Origin of the sequence: Sphaerisporangium viridialbum, from assembly GCF_049674955.1 — a bacterium.
Classification (GTDB): Bacteria; Actinomycetota; Actinomycetes; order Streptosporangiales; family Streptosporangiaceae; genus Sphaerisporangium; species Sphaerisporangium viridialbum.
This window is the reverse complement of record NZ_CP187232.1, coordinates 6,748,271-6,767,921: the sequence shown is the minus strand read 5'-3', so window position 1 is coordinate 6,767,921 and position 19,651 is coordinate 6,748,271. Positions and strand designations below refer to the sequence as shown.

The 19,651-nt window shown below is 71.2% G+C and carries 21 protein-coding genes; 7 read left to right on the top strand and 14 right to left on the bottom strand.

Features of this window, described 5'->3' with window-relative positions; translation table 11 throughout:
- Positions 1-15 precede the first annotated feature (15 nt).
- The 5 genes from hisH (at position 16) to ACOZ38_RS30670 (ending at position 3,851) form a co-directional block, all read left to right on the top strand.
- Complete coding sequence (gene hisH, locus ACOZ38_RS30690; protein WP_424534601.1) at positions 16-657, top strand: imidazole glycerol phosphate synthase subunit HisH; 642 nt, start codon at positions 16-18, stop codon at positions 655-657.
- Positions 658-763: 106 nt separating this feature from the next.
- Positions 764-1,102, top strand: a complete 339-nt coding sequence (locus ACOZ38_RS30685) for a hypothetical protein (protein WP_405151639.1) — start codon at positions 764-766, stop codon at positions 1,100-1,102.
- Positions 1,103-1,104: 2 nt separating this feature from the next.
- Positions 1,105-1,827, top strand: coding sequence for a bifunctional 1-(5-phosphoribosyl)-5-((5-phosphoribosylamino)methylideneamino)imidazole-4-carboxamide isomerase/phosphoribosylanthranilate isomerase PriA (priA, locus tag ACOZ38_RS30680; RefSeq protein WP_405151637.1), 723 nt, complete (start codon positions 1,105-1,107; stop codon positions 1,825-1,827).
- Complete coding sequence (gene hisF, locus ACOZ38_RS30675; RefSeq protein WP_405151635.1) at positions 1,824-2,594, top strand: imidazole glycerol phosphate synthase subunit HisF; 771 nt, start codon at positions 1,824-1,826, stop codon at positions 2,592-2,594. Before priA ends, hisF begins: the two co-directional genes overlap by 4 nt.
- Before the next feature lie 141 nt (positions 2,595-2,735).
- A complete protein-coding gene (locus ACOZ38_RS30670; protein ID WP_424534600.1) occupies positions 2,736-3,851 on the top strand; it encodes an LppU/SCO3897 family protein in 1,116 nt (371 codons plus the stop codon).
- A 102-nt stretch (positions 3,852-3,953) separates the two neighbouring features.
- Here ACOZ38_RS30670 and ACOZ38_RS30665 read toward each other — a convergent pair whose 3' ends face one another.
- Positions 3,954-4,115 (bottom strand): hypothetical protein, encoded by a 162-nt coding sequence (locus tag ACOZ38_RS30665; RefSeq protein ID WP_424534599.1) that lies wholly within the window; start codon positions 4,113-4,115, stop codon positions 3,954-3,956.
- Between the two features lie 234 nt (positions 4,116-4,349).
- Positions 4,350-4,985: a TIGR03085 family metal-binding protein gene (locus ACOZ38_RS30660; protein ID WP_424534598.1), complete on the bottom strand. Its 636-nt coding sequence runs from the start codon at positions 4,983-4,985 to the stop codon at positions 4,350-4,352.
- Between the two features lie 193 nt (positions 4,986-5,178).
- On the opposite strand from ACOZ38_RS30660, the gene ACOZ38_RS30655 reads away from it, so the two are divergent.
- Together ACOZ38_RS30655 and ACOZ38_RS30650 are read left to right on the top strand one after the other, a co-directional pair.
- Positions 5,179-6,969: an ABC transporter ATP-binding protein gene (locus ACOZ38_RS30655; protein WP_405152089.1), complete on the top strand. Its 1,791-nt coding sequence runs from the start codon at positions 5,179-5,181 to the stop codon at positions 6,967-6,969.
- A complete protein-coding gene (locus ACOZ38_RS30650) occupies positions 6,966-8,768 on the top strand; it encodes an ABC transporter ATP-binding protein (RefSeq protein WP_424534597.1) in 1,803 nt (600 codons plus the stop codon). The genes ACOZ38_RS30655 and ACOZ38_RS30650 overlap by 4 nt, the downstream gene beginning before the upstream one ends.
- On the opposite strand, the gene ACOZ38_RS30645 is transcribed toward ACOZ38_RS30650, so the two are convergent.
- The 12 genes from ACOZ38_RS30645 to ACOZ38_RS30590 all read right to left on the bottom strand — a co-directional run bounded on the left by ACOZ38_RS30645 (position 8,732) and on the right by ACOZ38_RS30590 (position 19,545).
- On the bottom strand, positions 8,732-9,268 hold the full coding sequence (locus tag ACOZ38_RS30645; RefSeq protein WP_424534596.1) for a GNAT family N-acetyltransferase: 537 nt from the start codon (positions 9,266-9,268) through the stop codon (positions 8,732-8,734). The two genes, ACOZ38_RS30650 and ACOZ38_RS30645, sit on opposite strands and share 37 nt — an antisense overlap.
- An 11-nt stretch (positions 9,269-9,279) precedes the next feature.
- Entirely contained in the window at positions 9,280-10,275 is a 996-nt protein-coding gene (locus ACOZ38_RS30640; protein WP_424534595.1) for an ABC transporter substrate-binding protein, read from the bottom strand.
- A gap of 19 nt (positions 10,276-10,294) precedes the next feature.
- The gene (locus ACOZ38_RS30635; RefSeq protein ID WP_424537112.1) at positions 10,295-11,047 is read right to left on the bottom strand and encodes an amino acid ABC transporter ATP-binding protein; all 753 of its coding nucleotides are present in this window, start codon (positions 11,045-11,047) and stop codon (positions 10,295-10,297) included.
- An 8-nt stretch (positions 11,048-11,055) separates the two neighbouring features.
- Positions 11,056-12,120: an amino acid ABC transporter permease gene (locus tag ACOZ38_RS30630; protein WP_424534594.1), complete on the bottom strand. Its 1,065-nt coding sequence runs from the start codon at positions 12,118-12,120 to the stop codon at positions 11,056-11,058.
- A gap of 20 nt (positions 12,121-12,140) precedes the next feature.
- The gene (locus ACOZ38_RS30625) at positions 12,141-13,286 is read right to left on the bottom strand and encodes an LLM class flavin-dependent oxidoreductase (protein WP_424534593.1); all 1,146 of its coding nucleotides are present in this window, start codon (positions 13,284-13,286) and stop codon (positions 12,141-12,143) included.
- Between the two features lie 368 nt (positions 13,287-13,654).
- On the bottom strand, positions 13,655-13,987 hold the full coding sequence (locus tag ACOZ38_RS30620; RefSeq protein WP_405151618.1) for a hypothetical protein: 333 nt from the start codon (positions 13,985-13,987) through the stop codon (positions 13,655-13,657).
- 61 nt (positions 13,988-14,048) lie between these two features.
- Positions 14,049-14,390 carry a hypothetical protein gene (locus ACOZ38_RS30615; RefSeq protein ID WP_405151616.1) on the bottom strand — a complete coding sequence of 114 codons (342 nt, stop codon included), beginning with the start codon at positions 14,388-14,390 and terminating at the stop codon, positions 14,049-14,051.
- Between the two features lie 141 nt (positions 14,391-14,531).
- Positions 14,532-15,380: a helix-turn-helix domain-containing protein gene (locus tag ACOZ38_RS30610; protein WP_424534592.1), complete on the bottom strand. Its 849-nt coding sequence runs from the start codon at positions 15,378-15,380 to the stop codon at positions 14,532-14,534.
- Positions 15,381-15,484: 104 nt separating this feature from the next.
- On the bottom strand, positions 15,485-16,291 hold the full coding sequence (locus ACOZ38_RS30605; RefSeq protein WP_405151612.1) for an ABC transporter permease: 807 nt from the start codon (positions 16,289-16,291) through the stop codon (positions 15,485-15,487).
- 40 nt (positions 16,292-16,331) lie between these two features.
- Positions 16,332-17,237 (bottom strand): ABC transporter permease, encoded by a 906-nt coding sequence (locus ACOZ38_RS30600; protein ID WP_424534591.1) that lies wholly within the window; start codon positions 17,235-17,237, stop codon positions 16,332-16,334.
- A complete protein-coding gene (locus ACOZ38_RS30595; protein WP_424534590.1) occupies positions 17,234-18,448 on the bottom strand; it encodes an ABC transporter substrate-binding protein in 1,215 nt (404 codons plus the stop codon). The genes ACOZ38_RS30600 and ACOZ38_RS30595 overlap by 4 nt, the downstream gene beginning before the upstream one ends.
- A 59-nt stretch (positions 18,449-18,507) precedes the next feature.
- Positions 18,508-19,545, bottom strand: coding sequence for an ABC transporter ATP-binding protein (locus ACOZ38_RS30590; RefSeq protein WP_405151607.1), 1,038 nt, complete (start codon positions 19,543-19,545; stop codon positions 18,508-18,510).
- Between the last annotated feature and the right edge of the window lie 106 nt (positions 19,546-19,651).

Genomic DNA, 19,651 nt, shown 5'->3' with positions numbered 1-19,651 from the left:
CCTGGGGGTGATGTCATGACCAAGGTCGTCGTCCTCGACTACGGCTCGGGCAACCTGCGGTCGGCCGAGCGGGCGCTCGCCCGCGTCGGTGCCGACGTCACGGTGACCGCCGACTTCGACGCCGCGCTGGAGGCCGACGGGCTCGTCGTGCCCGGGGTCGGCGCCTTCGCCGCCTGCATGGCCGGGCTGAAGGCCGTGCGCGGTGAGCAGATCATCGGCCGCCGCCTGGCCGGCGGGCGTCCCGTGCTCGGCATCTGCGTCGGCATGCAGATCCTGTTCGCCGAGGGCGCCGAGCACACCGAGGAGGGCCTTGGCCGCGACCAGGGCTGCGGCGAGTGGCCCGGCGTCGTCGAGCGGCTCGACGCGCCCGTACTGCCGCACATGGGGTGGAACACCGTCCAGGCGCCCGAGGGGTCGGTGCTGTTCGCCGGGCTCGACGACGCCACGCGGTTCTACTTCGTCCACTCCTACGGCGTGCGCAAGTTCGAGCTCGAGGCCGGTCCCGGCTTCGCCCAGCCGCTCGTCACGTGGGCCGAGCACGGCGTGCCGTTCGTCGCGGCGGTGGAGAACGGCCCGCTCAAGGCGACGCAGTTCCACCCCGAGAAGTCCGGCGACGCGGGCGCGGTGCTGCTGAAGAACTGGCTGGGCACGCTGTGAGCTCCCGCGAACGCGTGGCCTTATCCTGGCGGGTGCGGAGCGCCGTGGCGTCCCACGGGCCGGCCCGGCACGCCGCTACCCGTCTTCCCGGCTAGCGGGGGCCCGAGTGAGCAAGGAGCGCGCACGCCGCCGCGCCGAGCGTGAGGCCGAGCAGGCGCGGCAGGCCGCCGCGCGCGCCAGGCGTGACGAGCGCAGGGCCAGGTGGCGAGGGCTGCGCGGCCGGCTGGTCGCGGTGGTGCCCAAACCGATCAGGGTCGCACGCCAGGGCGGCCTGATCGCCAGGAGGCGGCGGGCGCAGAACTCCGTCGTCGCCGTGCTGTTCGTGCTCGTGCAGGCGGCCTCCTGGCTGCTGCTCAGCGGGTGGGCCGCCCGGGTGGGCGTCCTGGTGTTGTCCCTTCTGCTCTTCCCGGTGCTGGTCACCGTCGTATTCGACCGGAGGTCGTAGATATGTCGCTGGTGCTGTTGCCCGCAGTGGACGTCGCGGACGGCCAGGCCGTGCGCCTCGTGCAGGGTGAGGCGGGTACGGAGACCTCGTACGGCGACCCGCTCGCCGCCGCTCTCGCGTGGCAGCAGGCGGGCGCCGAGTGGATCCATCTGGTCGACCTCGACGCCGCCTTCGGCAGGGGGTCCAACCGCGAGCTGCTGGCCTCCGTGGTGGGCGCGCTGGACGTCCAGGTCGAGCTGTCCGGCGGCATCCGCGACGACGCGTCGCTGGAGGCGGCCCTCGCCACCGGGTGCAGGCGGGTCAACATCGGCACCGCAGCCCTGGAGGACCCCGCCTGGTGCTCGAAGATCATCGCCGAGTACGGCGACCGCATCGCGGTCGGCCTCGACGTGCGGGGCACCACGCTGGCCGCCCGGGGCTGGACCAAGGAGGGCGGCGACCTGTGGGAGGTGCTCGACCGGCTGGAGTCGGACGGCTGCCCCCGCTACGTCCTCACCGACGTCACCAAGGACGGCACCCTGCGCGGGCCGAACCTCGATCTGCTCCGCCAGGTGTGCGCCCGCACCGACCGGCCCGTGATCGCCAGCGGGGGCGTCTCCTCGCTCGACGACCTGCGCGCGCTGTCCACGCTGGTGCCGGACGGGGTCGAGGGCGCCATCGTCGGCAAGGCGCTCTACGCCCAGGCGTTCACGCTGGAGGAGGCACTAGCGGCGGTGAGGGCATGACGGTCGCGGTACGCGTGATCCCCTGCCTGGACGTCGACGCCGGGCGGGTGGTCAAGGGCGTCAACTTCGAGAACCTCAGGGATGCCGGAGACCCCGTCGAGCTGGCCAGGCGCTACGACGCCGAGGGCGCCGACGAGCTGACCTTCCTCGACATCACCGCCTCCTCCGGTGACCGGGAGACCATGTTCGACGTGGTCCGCCGCACGGCCGAGCAGGTGTTCATCCCGCTGACCGTCGGCGGGGGAGTGCGGTCGGTCGACGACGTCAACCGGCTGCTCCGCGCCGGCGCGGACAAGGTCTCCCTGAACACCGCCGCCATCACGCGCCCCGAGCTGCTGACCGAGGCGTCCCGCAGGTTCGGGGCCCAGTGCGTCGTGCTGTCGGTCGACGCGCGGCGCGTGGTGGACGGCCCGCCCACCCCCTCGGGCTTCGAGGTGACGACGCACGGCGGCCGCCGGGGCACGGGCATCGACGCCGTCGAGTGGGCGCGGCGCGGCCAGGAGCTCGGCGTGGGCGAGATCCTGCTGAACTCCATGGACGGCGACGGCACGAAGGGCGGGTACGACCTTCCGATGATCCGGGCCGTGCGCGAGGCCGTGACCGTGCCGGTCATCGCGAGCGGCGGGGCGGGCGCGCTCGACGACTTCCCGCCGGCCGTGGACGCGGGGGCCGACGCGGTGCTCGCCGCGAGCGTCTTCCACTTCGGCCAGCTCAAGATCTCCGACGTCAAGGAGACCCTGCGCGCGGCCGGCCACCCCGTGCGGTAGACCGTCGGCGGGTGATCTCTTTACCCGAAGTGGGACCGGTCCAAACCCGCTCGAATGGTGGAATGTCTTCGCAAGTCGGGTCATGATCCGCTACGGTCATGCGGGTTCTTTTACGGTGCCGCTGACCTCAAGGAATCATCCGTGACGACTCCACCCTCCCCCCAGCAGCCGGGCTCGCCCTACCAGCCCCCTCAGGGCTATCCGAACCACACCTTCCCGCCCAGCCAGGGCGAGGGGCAGTACGGTCAGGACGGGTCCTGGCAGCAGGACGCCCAGTACCCGCGGCAGCCGTACGCGCCGCAGGACGCCGCGCCGTACGGTGGCCCGCCGCAGGATCCCTACCTGCAGCAGGCGCCCTATCCGGGCCAGGGGAGCGGCGGGTCCGGCTATCCGGGTCAGGCAGGCGGCGCCTCGGGCTACCCGGGGCAGGCGAGCGGCGGTTCCGGCTACCCGGGCGGTGGCTCCGGTTACCCGGGTCAGGGGAGCGGTGGGTCCGGCTACCCGGGTCAGGGGAGCGGCCAGGGCCATGCCGGTCAGGGCCATGCCGGTCAGGGGTACGCGGGACAGGGGTACGCGGGCCAGCCCCAGGACCAGCAGCAGGCTCCGTACGCGGGCCCGCCCCAGGATCCGTACGGCCGGCCCTCCAACGCCGGGCAGCAGCCCGCCTACGCCGGCCAGGCGCAGGCACAGCAGGGTGGCTACGGGCAGCAGCAGGCACCGGGCGCGTACGGTCAGCAGCCGCCTCCCCAGCAGGCCTGGCAGGACCCGTACCAGCAGCAGCCCGGCTCCAACGCGGGCAAGGACCCCTTCGCCCAGCAGCCCGGCGGAGCCCAGTGGCAGCCCGGCCAGCCGCCCGCCGCCAGGAAGAAGCGGGGCGGCAAGATCGCGGGTGCGCTCGGCGCGGTGGGCATCTTCCTGGTCATCGCCGTCATCAAGATCGGCGGGGTCTTCGCGGTCCGGGAGGGTGTGGGCGCGGTCGGCGACCAGGTCACCGGCGCTCCCCGCATCGCCCACGTGGGCGACTGCATGGCCGGGCAGGACAAGGACAGCCTGAAGGTCGTCGACTGCAAGGACGCCACGGTCGAGTGGAAGGTCGCCAGGAAGGTCAACGGCAAGACCGAGGCGCAGTTCAACGCCGACACGAGCCTCAGCATGTGCCACGACAAGGACGTCACCACGGCGTACTGGGAGGGTCCCAAGTCGGGCGCCATGGGCTACGTGCTGTGCCTGGTCCCGCTGAAGAAGAAGGACGCCTGACCGGGATCTGGACCGGCGCCGCCCCGGGCCGGCTCAGGGGAGTGCCGCCCACGCCGCCGACGCCTCAGGTGCTCGGCCGAAGGGAGAGGGCCGCTCAGGTCCTCAGTTGAACAGCTTGGAGAAGAACATCGCCAGCTGTCCCGCGCCCGAGCTGATCCCGTTGAACATGCCCTTGACCGCGGTCGCCGCCTCGGCGGGCCGGGAGTACATGTAGAAGACCGTGAAGGCGATGACGAGGTACAGCAGTACCTTCTTGGTCTTCATCGGATTGCCTCCCATGGTTCCGGTGACGTGGTCCTACCCGAGGCGCGGAGTGGCCGATCTCCGGAATCGGTCACGTGGTGGCCCGGGGATGATCATAGCCAGGACATGACCGTCCCATCCGGTATGAAACGGATGCCCGTAATACACGCGACAACGGACGCGGAACCCCGGGGGTTCCGCGCGGTCCGGCGGCTCGGCGGGAGGCCCCGCGCCCTTTCCGTGGGGGAGCCGGTGTCAGAGGCCGAGCTGAGCGCCGCGCAGCCGATCGATCGAGGCCTCGTCGCCCTCGTAGGTCACCCGGGCGTGCTCCTGGCGGCCGAAGGCGAACAGCAGGAGCTCGGCCGGCTCGCCGGTCACGATGACGTGCGGCTCGGCCATCTTGCCCCCGGCCTTCCGGCCGTCGGTACGGCGGAGCACCACGCCGACGGGCGACTTGCGGAGCATCAGCCGCGCGCCTCCCGAGACCCGCTTCCAGATCATCTCCACCAGGTCGGCGGGCAGCTCGCGGGGCTCCCAGCCGGGCTGCGCCCGCCGGACGTCCTCGTGGTGGACGAAGAACTCCAGCGTGTTGACCACCGCGTCCAGGCCCGGGATCAGGCCGTAGGGCGACCACCGCGGCGGGCCCTGGCGCACGTCGTCGACGAGCTCGCGGTAGGCCTTGCCGTTCTTGACCTTGTTCTGCACGGACTCGGTGTAGCCCGCCAGGGGCTTGATCGCGATGCCCCCCGCGGCGTCGAGACGGCGCTCGCGGACGACGAGGTGGGCGGCGAGGTCGGCGGTCGTCCACCCCTCGCACAGCGTCGGTGCCTCGGGGCCCAGACGGTCGAGAAGATCACTGAGTGCTTCGCGCTCGGCGCGTGCGTGCGTCACCCTGATCACCTTACAAGGAGGGGTTCGGGGCTGATCGGCCACCATAGGGGTGGGAATAAACCGGTTGCGGCGGATGATAGGGATTGAGGCGGACGTTCCCCGCGTCCCGCCATCAGACAGGCCCTCATCAGGCATAGTCCCCGTCGAGAGGATCCCCCGCGTGCCGAGCGAGCGCCAGCACAGTCCGACTGTCATGCGCCAGGGACTGCGTGTCGTCGGGCACGCCATCCGCACCGAGCCCCGCATTTTCACCGGCGCGGTCCTGGCGAGCTCCGTCTACGGGGTCATGACCGTCGGCTCCTCGTGGGCGCTGGGCTGGGCCACGGAGAACGCCGTCCTGCCCGCCTTCCGCGACGGGCGCACCACCACGGGCACGCTCGTCACCGCGGCGCTGCTGATCGTGGGCGTCGCGGTGCTGAAGGCGGCGGGCGTGATCGGCCGCAGGGTGCTCGCCGGCATCATGCAGTACCGCATGCAGGCCCGGTCACGCCGCGAGGTCACCCGGCAGTACCTGCGGCTGCCGCTCGCCTGGCACCACCGCCACCCGACCGGCCAGTTGCTGTCCAACGCCAGCTCCGACGCCGAGGCGGCCTGGGCCCCGCTGGCCCCGCTGCCCATGGCCGTCGGCGTGGTGGTCATGCTGGTCACCGCCGCCGTCGCCATCCTGCTCGTGGACCCGATGCTCGCCCTCGTCGGTTTCCTGATATTTCCGGCTATCGCGGTGCTGAACCTCGTCTACCAGCGCCGGCTATCGCCCCTCGCGATGCGCGCGCAGCAGCTCCGCGCCGAGGTCAGCGAGATCGCGCACGAGAGCTTCGACGGGGCGCTGGTCGTCAAGACCCTCGGCAGGGAGGACGCCGAGGCCGTCCGCTTCCAGGCCAAGGCGGACGAGCTTCGCGACGCCAACATCGCCGTGGGCCGCATCCGCGGGCTCTTCGACCCGCTGCTGGAGGCGCTGCCGACGCTGGGCGTGCTCGCGGTGCTGCTGTTCGGCTCGATCCGGCTCGCAGCCGGGGACGTCTCCTCGGGCGATCTGATCCAGGTGTCCTACCTGTTCACGCTGCTGGCGTTCCCGATCCGCGCGCTCGGCTGGGTGCTCGCCGAGATGCCGCGCAGCGTCGTCGGCTGGACTCGGGTGCAGGACGTGCTGAAGGCGTCCGGCTCGATGGAGTACGGCGCCGCCCGCCTGGCCGCGGAGGGCCCCGCCCGGCTGGAGGTGCGCGGCCTGACCTACGGCTACTCCGCGGACGCGCCGGTGCTGTCGGGGGTCGACTTCCAGGTCAGGCCGGGCCGCACCGTCGCGATCGTCGGCCCGACCGGCTCGGGCAAGTCCACGCTGACCCAGCTCCTCGTCCGGCTGATCGACCCCGACCATGGCCAGGTGCTCCTCGACGGCACCGACCTGCGCGAGGTCGCGAAGGGCGAGGTGAGCACGGCAGCGTCCCTGGTCCCGCAGCAGACCTTCCTGTTCGACGACACCGTGCGCGGCAACCTGACCCTCGGGACGGAGGCGGGCGAGCCCGTACCGGACGAGAGGATCTGGGCGGCGCTGCGCCTGGCCCAGGCGGAGGGGTTCGTGAGCGCCCTGCCGAAGAACCTGGACACCCGGGTCGGCGAGCGCGGCGCCACGCTGTCCGGCGGACAGCGGCAGCGGCTGGCGCTGGCGAGGGCCCTGGTCAGGACCCCTCGCCTGCTCATCCTGGACGACGCCACCTCCAGCGTGGACGCGCAGGTGGAGGGCCGCATCCTGTACGGCCTGCGGGAGGGCTCGCCGGAGTCCACGGTGATCGTCGTCGCCTACCGCATGGCGACGATCGCGCTGGCGGACGAGGTCGTCTACCTGGAGCACGGCAGGGTCGCCGACCGGGGCCCGCACGACGTGCTGCTCGCCCGGTGCGAGGGATACCGCAACCTCGTCACCGCCTACGAACGTGCGGAATCCGAGCGCGCGGCGCTCGACGCCGACGAGGGGATCGTGGCATGACGTCGCGGGTCGAAGAACGTGGCATGACGACGTCGCTGAGCGTGGAGCAGCGCTCGGCTCTCGGGACGTTGCGGCATGGCCTCACGCTGTCGCCGGAGTTCCGCGTCGGCCTCCCGGTGACGCTGGTGCTGGCGGTGCTCGCCACGCTCGGCAAGGTGATCGTCCCCATCGCCGTTCAGCAGGTCATCGACCGAGGGCTGAAGAATGCGACGCCGGACGTGGCGTTCATCAGGAACGCCGTGCTGCTGTGCGCCGTCGCGGTGACGCTGACGGCTCTGTGCGGCTACCTCATGAACGTACGCCTCTACCGCTCGACCGAGTCGGGGCTCGCCTCGCTGCGCGGCAAGGGGTTCCGGCACGTCCACGACCTGTCGGTGCTCACGCAGAACACCGAGCGGCGCGGCGCGCTGGTCTCCCGGGTCACCAGCGACGTGGACCAGATCAGCACGTTCATGCAGTGGGGTGGCCTCATGGTCATCATCTCGGTCGGTCAGCTGATCATCGCCAGCGTGCTGATGGCGTTCTACTCCTGGCAGCTCGCGCTGGTCGTCTGGGCCTGCTTCCTGCCGATGGTCATCGTGCTGCCGAGGTTCCAGCGCTGGGTGGCCGGCGCCTACACCCAGGTGCGCGAGCGCACCGGCGACATGCTGGCCGCGGTCAGCGAGTCCGTGGTCGGCAGCGCGGTGATCCGCGCGTACGGCTCGGAGGAGCGCACCGCGCGGCGCATCGACGAGGCCGTCAACGCCCAGCGCAACGCCCAGACCCGGGCCCAGAAGATCGTCGCGTTCACCTTCCCGATCACCGAGCTGGTGGGGGCGGTCGCGGTCGCCGGGGTGGTGCTGCTCGGGGTCGAGCTCGGCATCGGCGGCACGATCTCGGCCGGGCGCCTGGTCGCGTTCCTGTTCCTCATCACGCTCTTCATCAGCCCCCTGCAGACCGCGACCGAGGTGCTCAACGACGCGCAGAACGCCGTCGCCGGGTGGCGGCGGGTGCTCGGCGTGCTCGACACGCCCGCGGACGTGGCCGACCCGGTGGGCGGGGTGACCCTGCCGCGCGGGTCCATCACGGTCTCCTTCCAGGACGTGGGCTTCGCCTACCCCGACGGCCCTCCCGTGCTGCACGAGGTCTCGGTGGACATCGAGCCCCGCACCCGGGTCGCGGTCGTCGGCGAGACCGGCTCGGGCAAGACGACCTTCGCCAAGCTGCTCACCCGCCTCATGGACCCGACCGCGGGCCGCGTGCTGGTGGACGGCGTGGACCTGCGCAAGGTGCGGTTCTCCTCGCTCAGGGAGCGGATCGTCATGGTGCCGCAGGACGGGTTCCTGTTCAACGGCTCGCTCGCGGACAACATCCGCTACGGCCGCCCCTCGGCCACCGACGCGGACATCGACCTGGCCATGACCGAGCTGGGGCTGACCGACTGGCTGGAGGGCCTTCCCGCGGGGCTGTCCACCGCGGTGGGCCAGCGCGGCGAGTCGCTGTCGGCGGGGGAGCGCCAGCTCGTCGCACTGGCCAGGGCCTACCTGGCCGACCCCGACCTGCTGCTGCTCGACGAGGCGACCTCCGCCGTGGACCCCGCCACCGAGGTGCGGATCGCGCGGGCACTCGACGGGGTCACCCGCGGCCGTACGGCCGTGTCGATCGCCCACCGCCTGTCCACCGCCGAGGCGGCGGACGAGGTGCTGGTGTTCGAGCACGGCCGCATCGTCCAGCGCGGGCCGCACGCCGAGCTGGTGCGGCAGGACGGCGTGTACGCCGACCTCTACGCCTCCTGGACCTCCGCCGCCCGGACGTCGTAGCCGCTCGCGGCCGTCTCGCAGGGGGCGGGCCCTTCGAGGAGCTTCTCGAAGGGCAGCGGCCCGATCGTCTCCGGATCGGCGTCGAGGTCGAACAGCGGCCGGTATCCGGCCGCCAGGTACAGCCGGGCGGCCTCCGGCTGGCGGGGGCCGGTGGTGAGGTGGATCCGCCGGTACCCCCGGCGTACGGCCTCCCGCTCCAGCTCGCGGACGACGACCAGCCCGAGGCCCCGCCTGCGGTGGGCGGGGTGGGTCCAGATGCGTTTGAGCTCGGCCGTCGTCTGGTCGTGGCGGCGGAACGCGCCCCCGGCGACCGTCTCCCCGTCCTCCACCAGGATCAGGAAGGCGCCGTCAGGCGGGGAGAACTCCTCGTCGGCGTACCGGCTGAGCTCCTCGTTCGGCCCGTACCGGCTGTGGTACTCAAGGTGGAGGTCGCGCAGCAGCGGCTCGGCCGCAGGATCGCGGACCTCCACTTGACGCACCTCGATGGACTCGACGGTCATGTGTCCTTCGCTCACTTCTTCTGGCGCGGCAGGCCCGGGGGGTTGACCTGTGACGCCGGGATGGCTTCGTTCGACAGGCCCCAACGCTTGAGCACCTCGGCGTACTTCCCGTTCTCGATTACCGTGTTCAGGGCGTCACTCACCGGCTGGACCAGCCCGTTCCCCTTCTGCGTCATGGCCGCGATGAGCCCTTGGACGCTCTCGCCGCCGCCGGACAGCGTTCCGGCGATCTTGGTGTCGCCGCTGACGGCCGAGTGGTAGGCCGAGGTGGGGTTGGGGCCGAGGTAGACGTCGATGCGGCCGGACTTCAGCGCCAGGTAGTAGTCCGCCGGGCGCTGGTAGTACTGGACCTCGATCGGCTTCAGGCCCGCCTTCTTGTTCCGCTCGTCCCACTCCAGCAGGATCTTCTCCTGGTTGGTGCCCGAGCCGACCGCCACCTTCAGCCCCGCGATGTCCGAGGGCTGCTCGATGCGCGTCAGCTTGCTGTCCTTGCCGGTCTCCCAGGCGAGCTGGTCGACGCGGTAGGTCGCGAAGTCGTAGATGTCCTTGCGCTCCTCGGTCACGGTGATGTTGGAGAAGCCCACGTGGTCCTTGCCGGACCTCACCGCGAGGAAGAGGTTCTCCCAGGAGGTCCGGTCGAGCCGGAGGCGGAGGCCGAGCACGTCCGCGACGAGCTGGGCCACGTCGGACTCGACGCCGATCACGGTGCTGTCGTCGTCGGCGAGGAAGGACAGCGGCGGGGTCCCGTCACCGGTGATCCCGACGGACAGCTCGCCGCCGCTCCGGATCGCCTCGGGCACCCGCGTCGCGATCGCGTCGACCTTCTCCGCGCGTACGCGCTTCTGGTCCGGGCTGGTGTCGATCTTCAAGGAGGCGCCGGCGGCCGCCGCCGCTTCGGCGGTCACCGCGCCGGACCCCCGCTCGGTGCCCGCCGCCGTGCCGCACGCGGCCAGCAGGAGCAGGGGAAGGAGGCCGAGCGCGGCGGCACGACGGGATAGGGAGGGCATCTGAATGATCCTTTTCGGGTCAGAGGACTTTGCTCAGGAAGGCGCGGGTGCGCTCGTGCCGGGGGGTGTCCAGCACCTGGCCGGGCGGCCCCTGCTCGACGACGCGCCCGGCGTCCAGGAAGACCACGGTGTCGGCGACCTCGCGGGCGAATCCGATCTCGTGGGTGACGACGATCATCGTGGTGCCGCTGCGCGCCAGGTCCTTCATCACCTCCAGCACCTCGCCGACCAGCTCGGGGTCGAGGGCGGAGGTCGGCTCGTCGAACAGCAGGACCTTCGGCTCAAGGGCCAGGGCCCGGGCGATCGCCACACGCTGCTGCTGCCCCCCGGACAGCCGCCGGGGGTACTCGTCGGCCTTGTCCGCCAGCCCCACGCGGTCGAGCAGCCGGGTCGCCAGCTCCTCCACCTCGGCCCGCGCCCGGCGCTGGGCCGACAGCGGGGCCTCGGTGACGTTCTGGCGGACGGTCAGGTGGGGGAAGAGGTTGAAGTTCTGGAACACGAACCCGATGTGCGTGCGCTGCCGGAGGATCTCGCGTTCGCGCAGCTCGTACAGGCGGTCGCCGGCGCGCCGGTAGCCGGCCAGCTCGCCGTCGACGAGCACCGAGCCGCGGTCGACCTTCTCCAGGTGGTTGACGCTGCGGAGCAGGGTGGACTTGCCTGAGCCGGAGGGGCCGACGATCACGGTGACCTCGCCGGCCTCCACGCGCAGGTCCACGCCGCGCAGGACCGCGAGCGCGCCGAAGCTCTTGTGCACGCCGCGCAGCTCCACCATCGGCCGCGTCACAGCGCCCTCCGGGCCGCGGCGTTCCGCGTGGTTACCGCCCGGCGCAGGCGTCCGAGCGGGGTCTCGGGCAGGTGCCTGGTCGCTCCCTTGGCGTAGTGGCGTTCCAGGTAGTACTGGAACACCGAGAGCACAGTGGTCAGGGCCAGGTACCAGATCGCGGCCACCAGCAGCAGCGCGATGACCCGCCCGCTGCGGTTGTAGATCACCTGGGCCTGGTAGAACAGCTCGGGCAGCGCCATGATGTACACGACCGAGGTGCCCTTGACCAGGCCGATGATCTCGTTCCCCGCCGTCGGGACGATCGTCCGCATCGCCTGGGGGAGCACGATCCTGAAGACCTGGCGGGCGCGGGGGATGCCGAGCGCGGCCGCGGCCTCCAGCTGCCCCTGGTCCACCGACAGGAAGCCCGCCCGCACGATCTCGGCGGCGTAGGCGCCCTGGTGGAGCGCGAGGCCGAGAGCGGCGGCGGTCACCGGGCCGATGAGGTCCATCGTGCCGACGGAGAAGAACGACGGGCCGAACGGCACGCCGAACGAGATCTGCTTGTACAGCAGGGCCAGGTTGTACCAGAAGAGCAGCTGCAGGATCAGCGGCACCGATCGGAACAGCCAGGTGTACCCCCAGGCCACCGAGCTGAGCAGCGGGTTCGCCGACAGCCTCATCAGGGCCAGCACCGTGCCGAGCAGGAATCCCAGCACGATGCCGAGCGCGGTGAGCTCCAGCGTGAACGCGACCGCGCGCAGGATGGACGGGTAGAACAGGTACTCGCCCACGATCGGCCACTCCCACGCGGGGTTGGTGACCAGGGCGTTGGCCGCCATCAGCAGCAGCACGAGCACCACAGCCGCCGCCGCCCAGCGCCCCGGATGCCGGGCGGTGACGACCGTGAGCGGTGGGTCCCCGGCCGGCGGGGCGACGGCGACCGGGCCGGGAGGCTCCTCTCCGGCGGCACGGGTCACGGCGGTGGGGTTCACGGCGGGATGGCTCACGGCGGGATGGCTCACCGTACGGGTGAGGTCTCCCGTGGGGCCGGCGTCCACGGTCTCGGGGGGAACGGACATGATCGCCCTTGCTCTCGCGCTCAGCGCCCGGCCTGCCAGGCCGCTCTGCGTTCGGGGACCTTCGCGGAAAGGCGCGCCCGGTCGCGCTTGGCCACCTCCTCGCGTACGAGCGGGATGACGTGCCGTCCGAAGTCGATCGCGTCGTCGAGCAGGTCGTATCCCCGCGCAGAGAGGATCTCCACGCCGAGGTCGTGGTAGTCCAGCAGCGCCTGGGCCACCGTCTCCGGCGTGCCGACCAGGGCGTTGGAGTTGCCCGCCCCGCCGGTCGCGGCGGCGGTGGGGGTCCACAGGGCGCGGTCGAAGCGCTCGCCCCGCTCGGCGATGGCGACCAGCCGCTGCGACCCGGTGTTCTCCGGCGCGCCGCCCGGGGGCAGCCGCCGGAGCGGGGCCCTGCCCGAGTCGCGCCGGGAGGTGATCGCCGCCAGCGTGCGGTGCGCCTTCTCCCAGGCCAGCTCCTCGGTGGGCGCGATGATCGGCCGGAACGCGACCTGGAACCTCGGCACGTCGCTCCGCCCCGCCTCTCTGGCGGCCTGCCTGACGGACTGGATCTGCTCGGCGGTCTGGGCCAGCGGCTCGCCCCACAGGCAGAAGATGTCCGCCTCCGCGCCGCCCGCCTTGTAGGCGGCGGGAGAGGACCCGCCGAACGACACCTGGGGCCTCGGGTGCTGGACGGGGAAGACGTCCGACACGAAGTCGTTGAAGCTGTAGAACGCGCCTTCGTGGTCGAAGGGCTTGTGCGAGGTCCAGCCCTTCTTGACGATCTGGATGTACTCCCGGGTGCGGGCGTACCGCTCGTCCTTGGTGAGGAAGTCGCCCTCGCGCCGCTGCTCGTGGTCGGTGCCGCCGGTGATGAAGTGCACGGTCAGGCGGCCCTCGCTGATCTGGTCGAGTGTCGCGAAGGTCTTCAGGGCGAAGGTCGGGTACGACACGTTCGGCCGGTGGGCCAGCAGGATCCCCAGGCCCTCGACGTGGCTCGCCACGTACGCGGCGGCCTGGGCCGGGTCGGGCGTCCCCGATCCGTAGGCGAACAGGACGCGGTCCCACCCGTACTCCTGGTGGGCCCGGGCGAGCCTGAGCGTGTACTCCTTGTCGAACGAGGGGCCGGAGCGGGAGGTGGTCTCCGTTCCGTCGTTGGTGCCACCGATTCCGAGAAACTCGACGGGCATGGCTGAAGCCTTTCTGACTGGACGGCCGTGGGCCCGGGCGCCCGAGCGGGCACGACGGGGTCCGGAGGTGAGCGCCGGAGTGCCGGCGAAGAGGGGGAGGAACGGCGGACGTCAGGGACGCGCCGCCGGTCGCCACGTCAGGGGCGACAGGAGGAGGACCACACACGGCACAAGTCGATGTGCCCGCGAACCACGAGTCGGATCTCGGCCTGCATGGGCTCCACTCCAACACAGAGCCGCATTTCCGTCAAGACCTACTTGTTTAGTAGGTTTTAGGCACGCGGCGATGCCGGCCTCGCCGGATCGAGCGGTGCGCGAAGCCCGGCCTTCCCGGTGGGCGTCGCCGAGGGCAGTTCGTCCCCGGCCGCCTACCGGTCCTGCCGGTCCGGGGGAGTGAGCGCCTGGCGGATCCGCGCCTCGGTGGTGGCCAGGTCGTCGACGGGGGCGATGCGCTCGGCCCACGACCACCAGAACCACCAGGTTCCCTGCCGCCGGGCCGCGAAGATCACCTCAGACAGGGTGGGCACCACGGTGCTGATCACGATGAGCTGCGGGAGCCCTCCGGCGGTCGCTCCGACGCGCACGTACAGGCCGCGCGCCTGGAGCGCCTCGCCCAGGGCCTGCAGGTGGGCGGTGGCCGTCTGGTCGGTGCCGGGCTCGCCGGCCGTGGTCGCGCTCGCGACCTTGTCGGTGGTCGTCATGATCGGCTCCGGTCTGCTGGGGACTTCGCGGATGAACATGGCCGGGGGTCGGGGACGGCGGTCACTCGGGGTGGGCGAAGAGCTCGGGCAGGGGCCGCGCGCGAAGGGTCGCGTAGTGCTCGGCCAGCCGGGCGGCGGCGGTGGCGGGGGCGAAGGCGAACGTCCGCAGGACGCCGCCCCTGCGGCTCGGGTGGGGGCTGGTCCACCAGATGATGCGGCCGTCGACCCGGGCCAGCAGGCCCTGCCACAGCGAGACGGCGGCCTGGCCGTCCTCCAGGAAGTAGACGTAGGCGGGGATGTTCCGGCGGGCGAGGCAGGTCTGCAGGTCCTCGGCGATCTGCCGTACGGCCGCCGCGGGACGGCGGCCGACGAGGGCGGCGGCTTCAACGTGGAGGGCGGGCACGAGGTGGCTCCTCACCGGCGCGGCGACTGGGCTCGCCTGGCTCGTCGTGGGCCGTGCGAGACGGGCCACGGGCCGCGTCGCCACGGAGGGGGTCGCCCACGAGGCTAGGTGGGCGCCGATCTCGGCATCAACGAAGTTGCTTCATGTTCCTTTGAATCCGTCCGACGTGGCGGTGATGAGGTCGCGTGCCGCCTGACCATAGACGGCGGCCTCGGCGAGTTTGGTGAACGCCTTCTCGTACAGCGCGACGTCGGTGGGCGCCTTGATCCGGAACTGGCCGGGCACCGTATCCACCCTGACCTGGTTATCGTCATATATCCAGAAATTTTCGGGTGGCATGATCGGTGGCCGCGTCGTCGCGGGGATCACGCCGAAGCTGAGTTGCGGCATGTTGGCCGTGATCCGGAGCAGCCGGTCGAGCTGGGCGATCATCCCTTCGGTGTCGCACACCGGGGTGCGCAGCGCCTGCTCGCCGACGACGAACATGAACCGCTTCCCGCCGGCCCCGAGCACCTCCTGCTGCGCCAGGCGGGCGGCCACCGCCGCGTCGAGATCGTCGGGGATTCCCCGGAAGTCGATGATCGCCCGCAGGTGCGCGCGGGCGTAGCCGGGCGTCTGGAGCAGCCCGGGGACGGCCGAGTGCTGGTAGACCCTGAACTGCTGGGTCTCGCGGTAGAGCGGCTGGAACGACTCCTGGACGTGCCGCAGGCCCGTGGTCTCCAGCCGCCGCCACTCGGTGTACATCGAGTCGATGTTGCGCACGGCCGCGATCAGGTCGACGACGTACTCCTCGGCGTCGCACACCCGGCACCAGACCCTGATGTCGTTCTCGTTGGGCATCTGCGCCGCGTGCTCGATCTTGGAGACCTTGGAGTAGTGCCAGCCCGCCTCGGAGGCGAGGGTCCGCCCGGTCAGGCTGGCCTCGCTGCGGATCTCGCGCAGCCGCGCGGCCAGGATTCCCTTCGCTTCGGTGATACGGGTCGGGGGCATGGGGGGCCACCTCTTCGGTTACGTGATGTCGTGACATCCCGACCGTAGCTCTTAGATTTCTCTCTGTACCCGCATATTGCGCGATGTTGCTTGGCGAACCCGGGTCAGTGGGTGCTCGTGGTGCCCGAGAGACGCTGCGCGAAGTAGATCGGGACCACGGAGAAGACGATGAGCGCGGCGGCGACCACGTTGACGACCGGCGCCTGGTTCGGGCGGAAGAGGTTCTCGAAGATCCAGATCGGCAGCGTCCTCACCCCGGCCCCCGCCGTGAACGTCGTCACGATGATCTCGTCGAACGACAGGGCGAACGCCAGCAGCCCGCCCGCCAGCAGCGCCGACCGCATCATCGGGAACGTCACCAGGCGGAAGGTGGTGAAGGTGTCCGCGCCCAGGTCCGCCGACGCCTCCTCGACGTTCACCCCCATGCGGCGCAGCCGCGCCAGCACGTTGTTGTGCACGGTGACCACGCAGAACGTCGCGTGCCCCACGATCACGGTGAACAGGCCGAGGCCGACGCCGAAGGGTTCGAGCATCGTGCGGAAGGCGTTGTTGAGCGCGATGCCGGTCACGATGCCGGGAAGCGCGATCGGCAGCACGATGAGCAGCGAGACGGTGTCACGGCCGAAGAACCGGTAGCGCTGCACGGCGAAGGCCGCCATCGTGCCGAGCACCAGCGCGATGGCGGTCGCGCCGACTCCGGCCCGCACCGAGGTCCACAGGGCGTCGCGCACGCCTGAGGAGTTCCAGGCGACGCTCCACCACCGGGTGGTGAACCCGGTCGGCGGCCAGGCGAAGGTGCGGTCGGCGTTGAAGGAGTTCAGCAGCACGATGCCCAGGGGCACGTAGATCACCGCGAGGCCGAGGGCCAGTGCCAGGCGCAGCGCCAGCCGTGCCGTGCGGGACAGGTTCACGAGAGCCTCCGGTCCACCGGGTCGGAAAGGGTGCGGCGGGTCACAGGTTCTCCAGCGCTCCGGTACGGCGCACGGCGGCGAGGTACACCAGCATGATCACCACCGGGATCGTCGCCACGGCGGCGGCGAACGGCAGGTTGTTGGCGGCGCCGATGTTGTCGTAGACGACGTTCCCGATGAGCTGGCTCTTGCCTCCGACGATCTTCACGGCGATGTAGTCGCCGAGCGAGAGGGAGAAGGTGAAGACCGAGCCCGCCACGACCGCGGGGAACGTCAGCGGCCACACCACCGTGCGGAAGGTGCGCCAGCCCCGTGCGCCGAGGTCCCCGGCCGCGTCCAGCAGGGAGTTCGGCAGGCGCTCCAGCCCCGCGTAGATCGGCAGGATCATGTACGGCAGCCACAGGTACGACAGCGTCAGGATGGTCGCCGTCAGCCCGTACCCCCAGCCGAGCAGGCCGTCCGACGACAGCATCACCCGCCAGGCGTACGCCTTGACCAGGTAGGACGCCCACAGCGGGGTCAGGACGGCGATGACCAGCCAGCGCTGGGTGCGCGGCGAGGCCAGCTTGGCCATCGCGAACGCCATCGGGAAGGCGATCACCATGTCGATCAGCGTCACCGCGACCGCGACGCCCAGCGAGCGCAGCGCGACCGTCCTGTAGACCTCGACGGTGACGACGTCGTGGAAGTTGGCCCACGTGAACGTCCTGACCAGGTCGCCGGTGAAGGAGTCCGTGGTCCAGAAGGCGGTGACGAAAAGGGCGGCGAGCGCGCCCAGGTAGGCGACGCCCAGCCAGGCGAGCGGCGCCGACAGCAGCAGCGACAGCCGTACCCCGGCGTGCCGGTGGAGCGCGGCGGCAAGCCGGCGGCGGGGGCCGGGACGCGCCGGCCCCGTCCCGGCGCCGCCGGGCGGGGCCGCCGTCGTCACCGGCGCGGAACCGGTCAACCCTTGATCTCCGTCCACGCCCGGGTCCACTCCGAGTAGTCCTTGCACTTGACGTCAGTGCGGCCGTCCAGGCACTGGGCGATCGGGGTGGTCCAGAAGTGCACCTTGTCGAAGTAGGACTCGTCGGTGGCGTGGTAGGTGTTGCAGAAGCCCTTGTCGGCGGTCTCCGCGCAGGCCTCGGAGTTCGAGGGCGCCTCACCGAACCACTCGGCCACCTGGGCGTTGGCCTTCGGCGAGATGATCCAGTCGAGCCACTTGTAGGCGCAGTTGGGGTGCTTGGCCTCGGCCGCGACCATCCAGGTGTCCGACCAGCCGGTCGAGCCCTCCTTGGGCAGCGTCGCCTTGACCGGCGCCTTGTCGGCCTCGACCAGGTTCGCGATGACCTGCCACGTCGTGCCCGCCACGGTGTCGCCGCTCTTGAACGACTGCACCGCCTTGGTGTAGTCCGACCAGTACTCGCCGATGTTCTGCTTCTGCTGCTTCAGCAGGTCGACCGCCGCCTGGAACTGCTTGTCGTCCAGGGCGTAGGGGTCCTTGATGCCGAGGTCGGGCTTGGTGGCCATCAGGTACAGCGCGGCGTCGGCGAGGTAGATGGGGGAGTCGTAGGCCGTCAGCTTGCCCTTGTACGGCGAGGCCGGGTCGAAGACCACGCTCCAGGAGTCGGGAGCGGGGGTGACCTTGTCGGTGCGCCACATGAGCAGATTGGCGCCCCGGCCGTGCGGCACGCCGTAGGCCACGCCGTTGACCGAGTTCCACGGCTTGAGCTTCAGCCCCGCGAACACGTTCTTGTAGTTGGGCACCAGGTCGGTGTTGACCGGGGCGACGGTGCCCGAGGCGATCAGGCGCAGCGACGCGTCACCCGAGGCCGACACGGCGTCGTACTCGCCGGTCTTCATCAGGTTCACCATCTCGTCGGAGGTGCCCGCGGTCTTGGTGTTGACCTTGCACCCGCTGGCCTGCTCGAAGGGATGCACCCAGTCGACCTTCGGGTCGTTGGAGCCGTCCTCGGCGTAACCGGCCCAGGCGACCAGGTTGACCTGGCCCTCGCCGGCGCCGAGGCTCTTGGGCGCCTCCAGCTTGGGAGGGGTGAACCCGCTCTGGCCGGGGGCGGCCGTGCCGCCGCCCGAGGAGGTGCCGGCCGAGCCGCCACCGCAGGCGGCGGCGGCCAGCGCGAGCGCGGCGGTGGCGATCACGAGTCGGGTGGACCGCATGGTGTCTCTCCTTGAGGAGTGGAGCGCAGTGCTGGACGGGGTGAGGGGTGACCGGCTTTTCAGGAGGCGATGGCGAACTCGTGGCGGCGGTTCCACACGAGCCGGGCGCGGCTGCCGCGCAGGCCGGTCACCTCCATGGACGAGACCTCGAGGTTCTGCTGGAGGACGATCAGCCGCCCGCCCGCGTCGAGGTCGACGACGAACCGGGTCGCCGCCCCGGCGTACACCACCTCGGCGACGGTGCCGGTCGCGCTGTGGTCGTCCTCGCCGACCGGGGCGTCCACGTCGAGCACGAGGCGGAGCTTCTCCGGCCGTACGCTGAACGTGCCGTCCTTGCCGAGCACGGCCTTGGCCGCGTCGCCCGAGATCAGGTTGGAGGTGCCGACGAACCCGGCCACGAACGGCGTCGAGGGCCGCTCGTAGACCTCCGCGGGGGTGCCGACCTGCTCGATCCGCCCGCGGTCGAACACCGCGATCCGGTCGCTCATGGTCAGGGCCTCCTCCTGGTCGTGCGTGACGAACAGGAAGGTGATGCCGACCTCGCGCTGGATCTCCTTCAGCTCGACCTGCATCTCCTCGCGGAGCTTGAGGTCGAGGGCCCCGAGCGGCTCGTCGAGGAGCAGGACGCGGGGTCGGTTGACGAGCGCCCGCGCCAGGGCGACCCGCTGGCGCTGTCCGCCCGAGAGCTGGGCGGGACGCCGCCCCTCGAACCCCTCAAGGCGGACGGAGGCCAGCGCCGCGACGGCCCGCTCGCGCCGCTCCGCCCTGCCGACCTTCTTGACCCGCAGGCCGTACTCCACGTTGTCCAGGACGCTCATGTGCGGGAAGAGCGCGTAGTCCTGGAACACCGTGTTGACGTCCCGCTCGAAGGGGGCCAGGCGGGTGACGTCGTGGCCGCCGAGCTCGACCGTCCCCGCGGTGGGGGTCTCGAAGCCCGCGATCATCCGGAGCACGGTGGTCTTGCCGGACCCCGACGGGCCCAGCATCGCGAAGAACTCGCCGTCGGCGACCTCGAGGTCGACCCCGGCGACGGCCTCCACGGGCCCGAAGCTCTTGCTCAGGCCGCGCAACCGTACCGCCACGTTGTGATCTGGCATGAAGGAAAACCTATGGGGTTAAATGTTTCGCGGTGATGCACGATCCGGTATCACTGTGATTAAGGCGAGGGTCACTGTGGCCGGCGCGGCAGAGGGGAAGGCACGG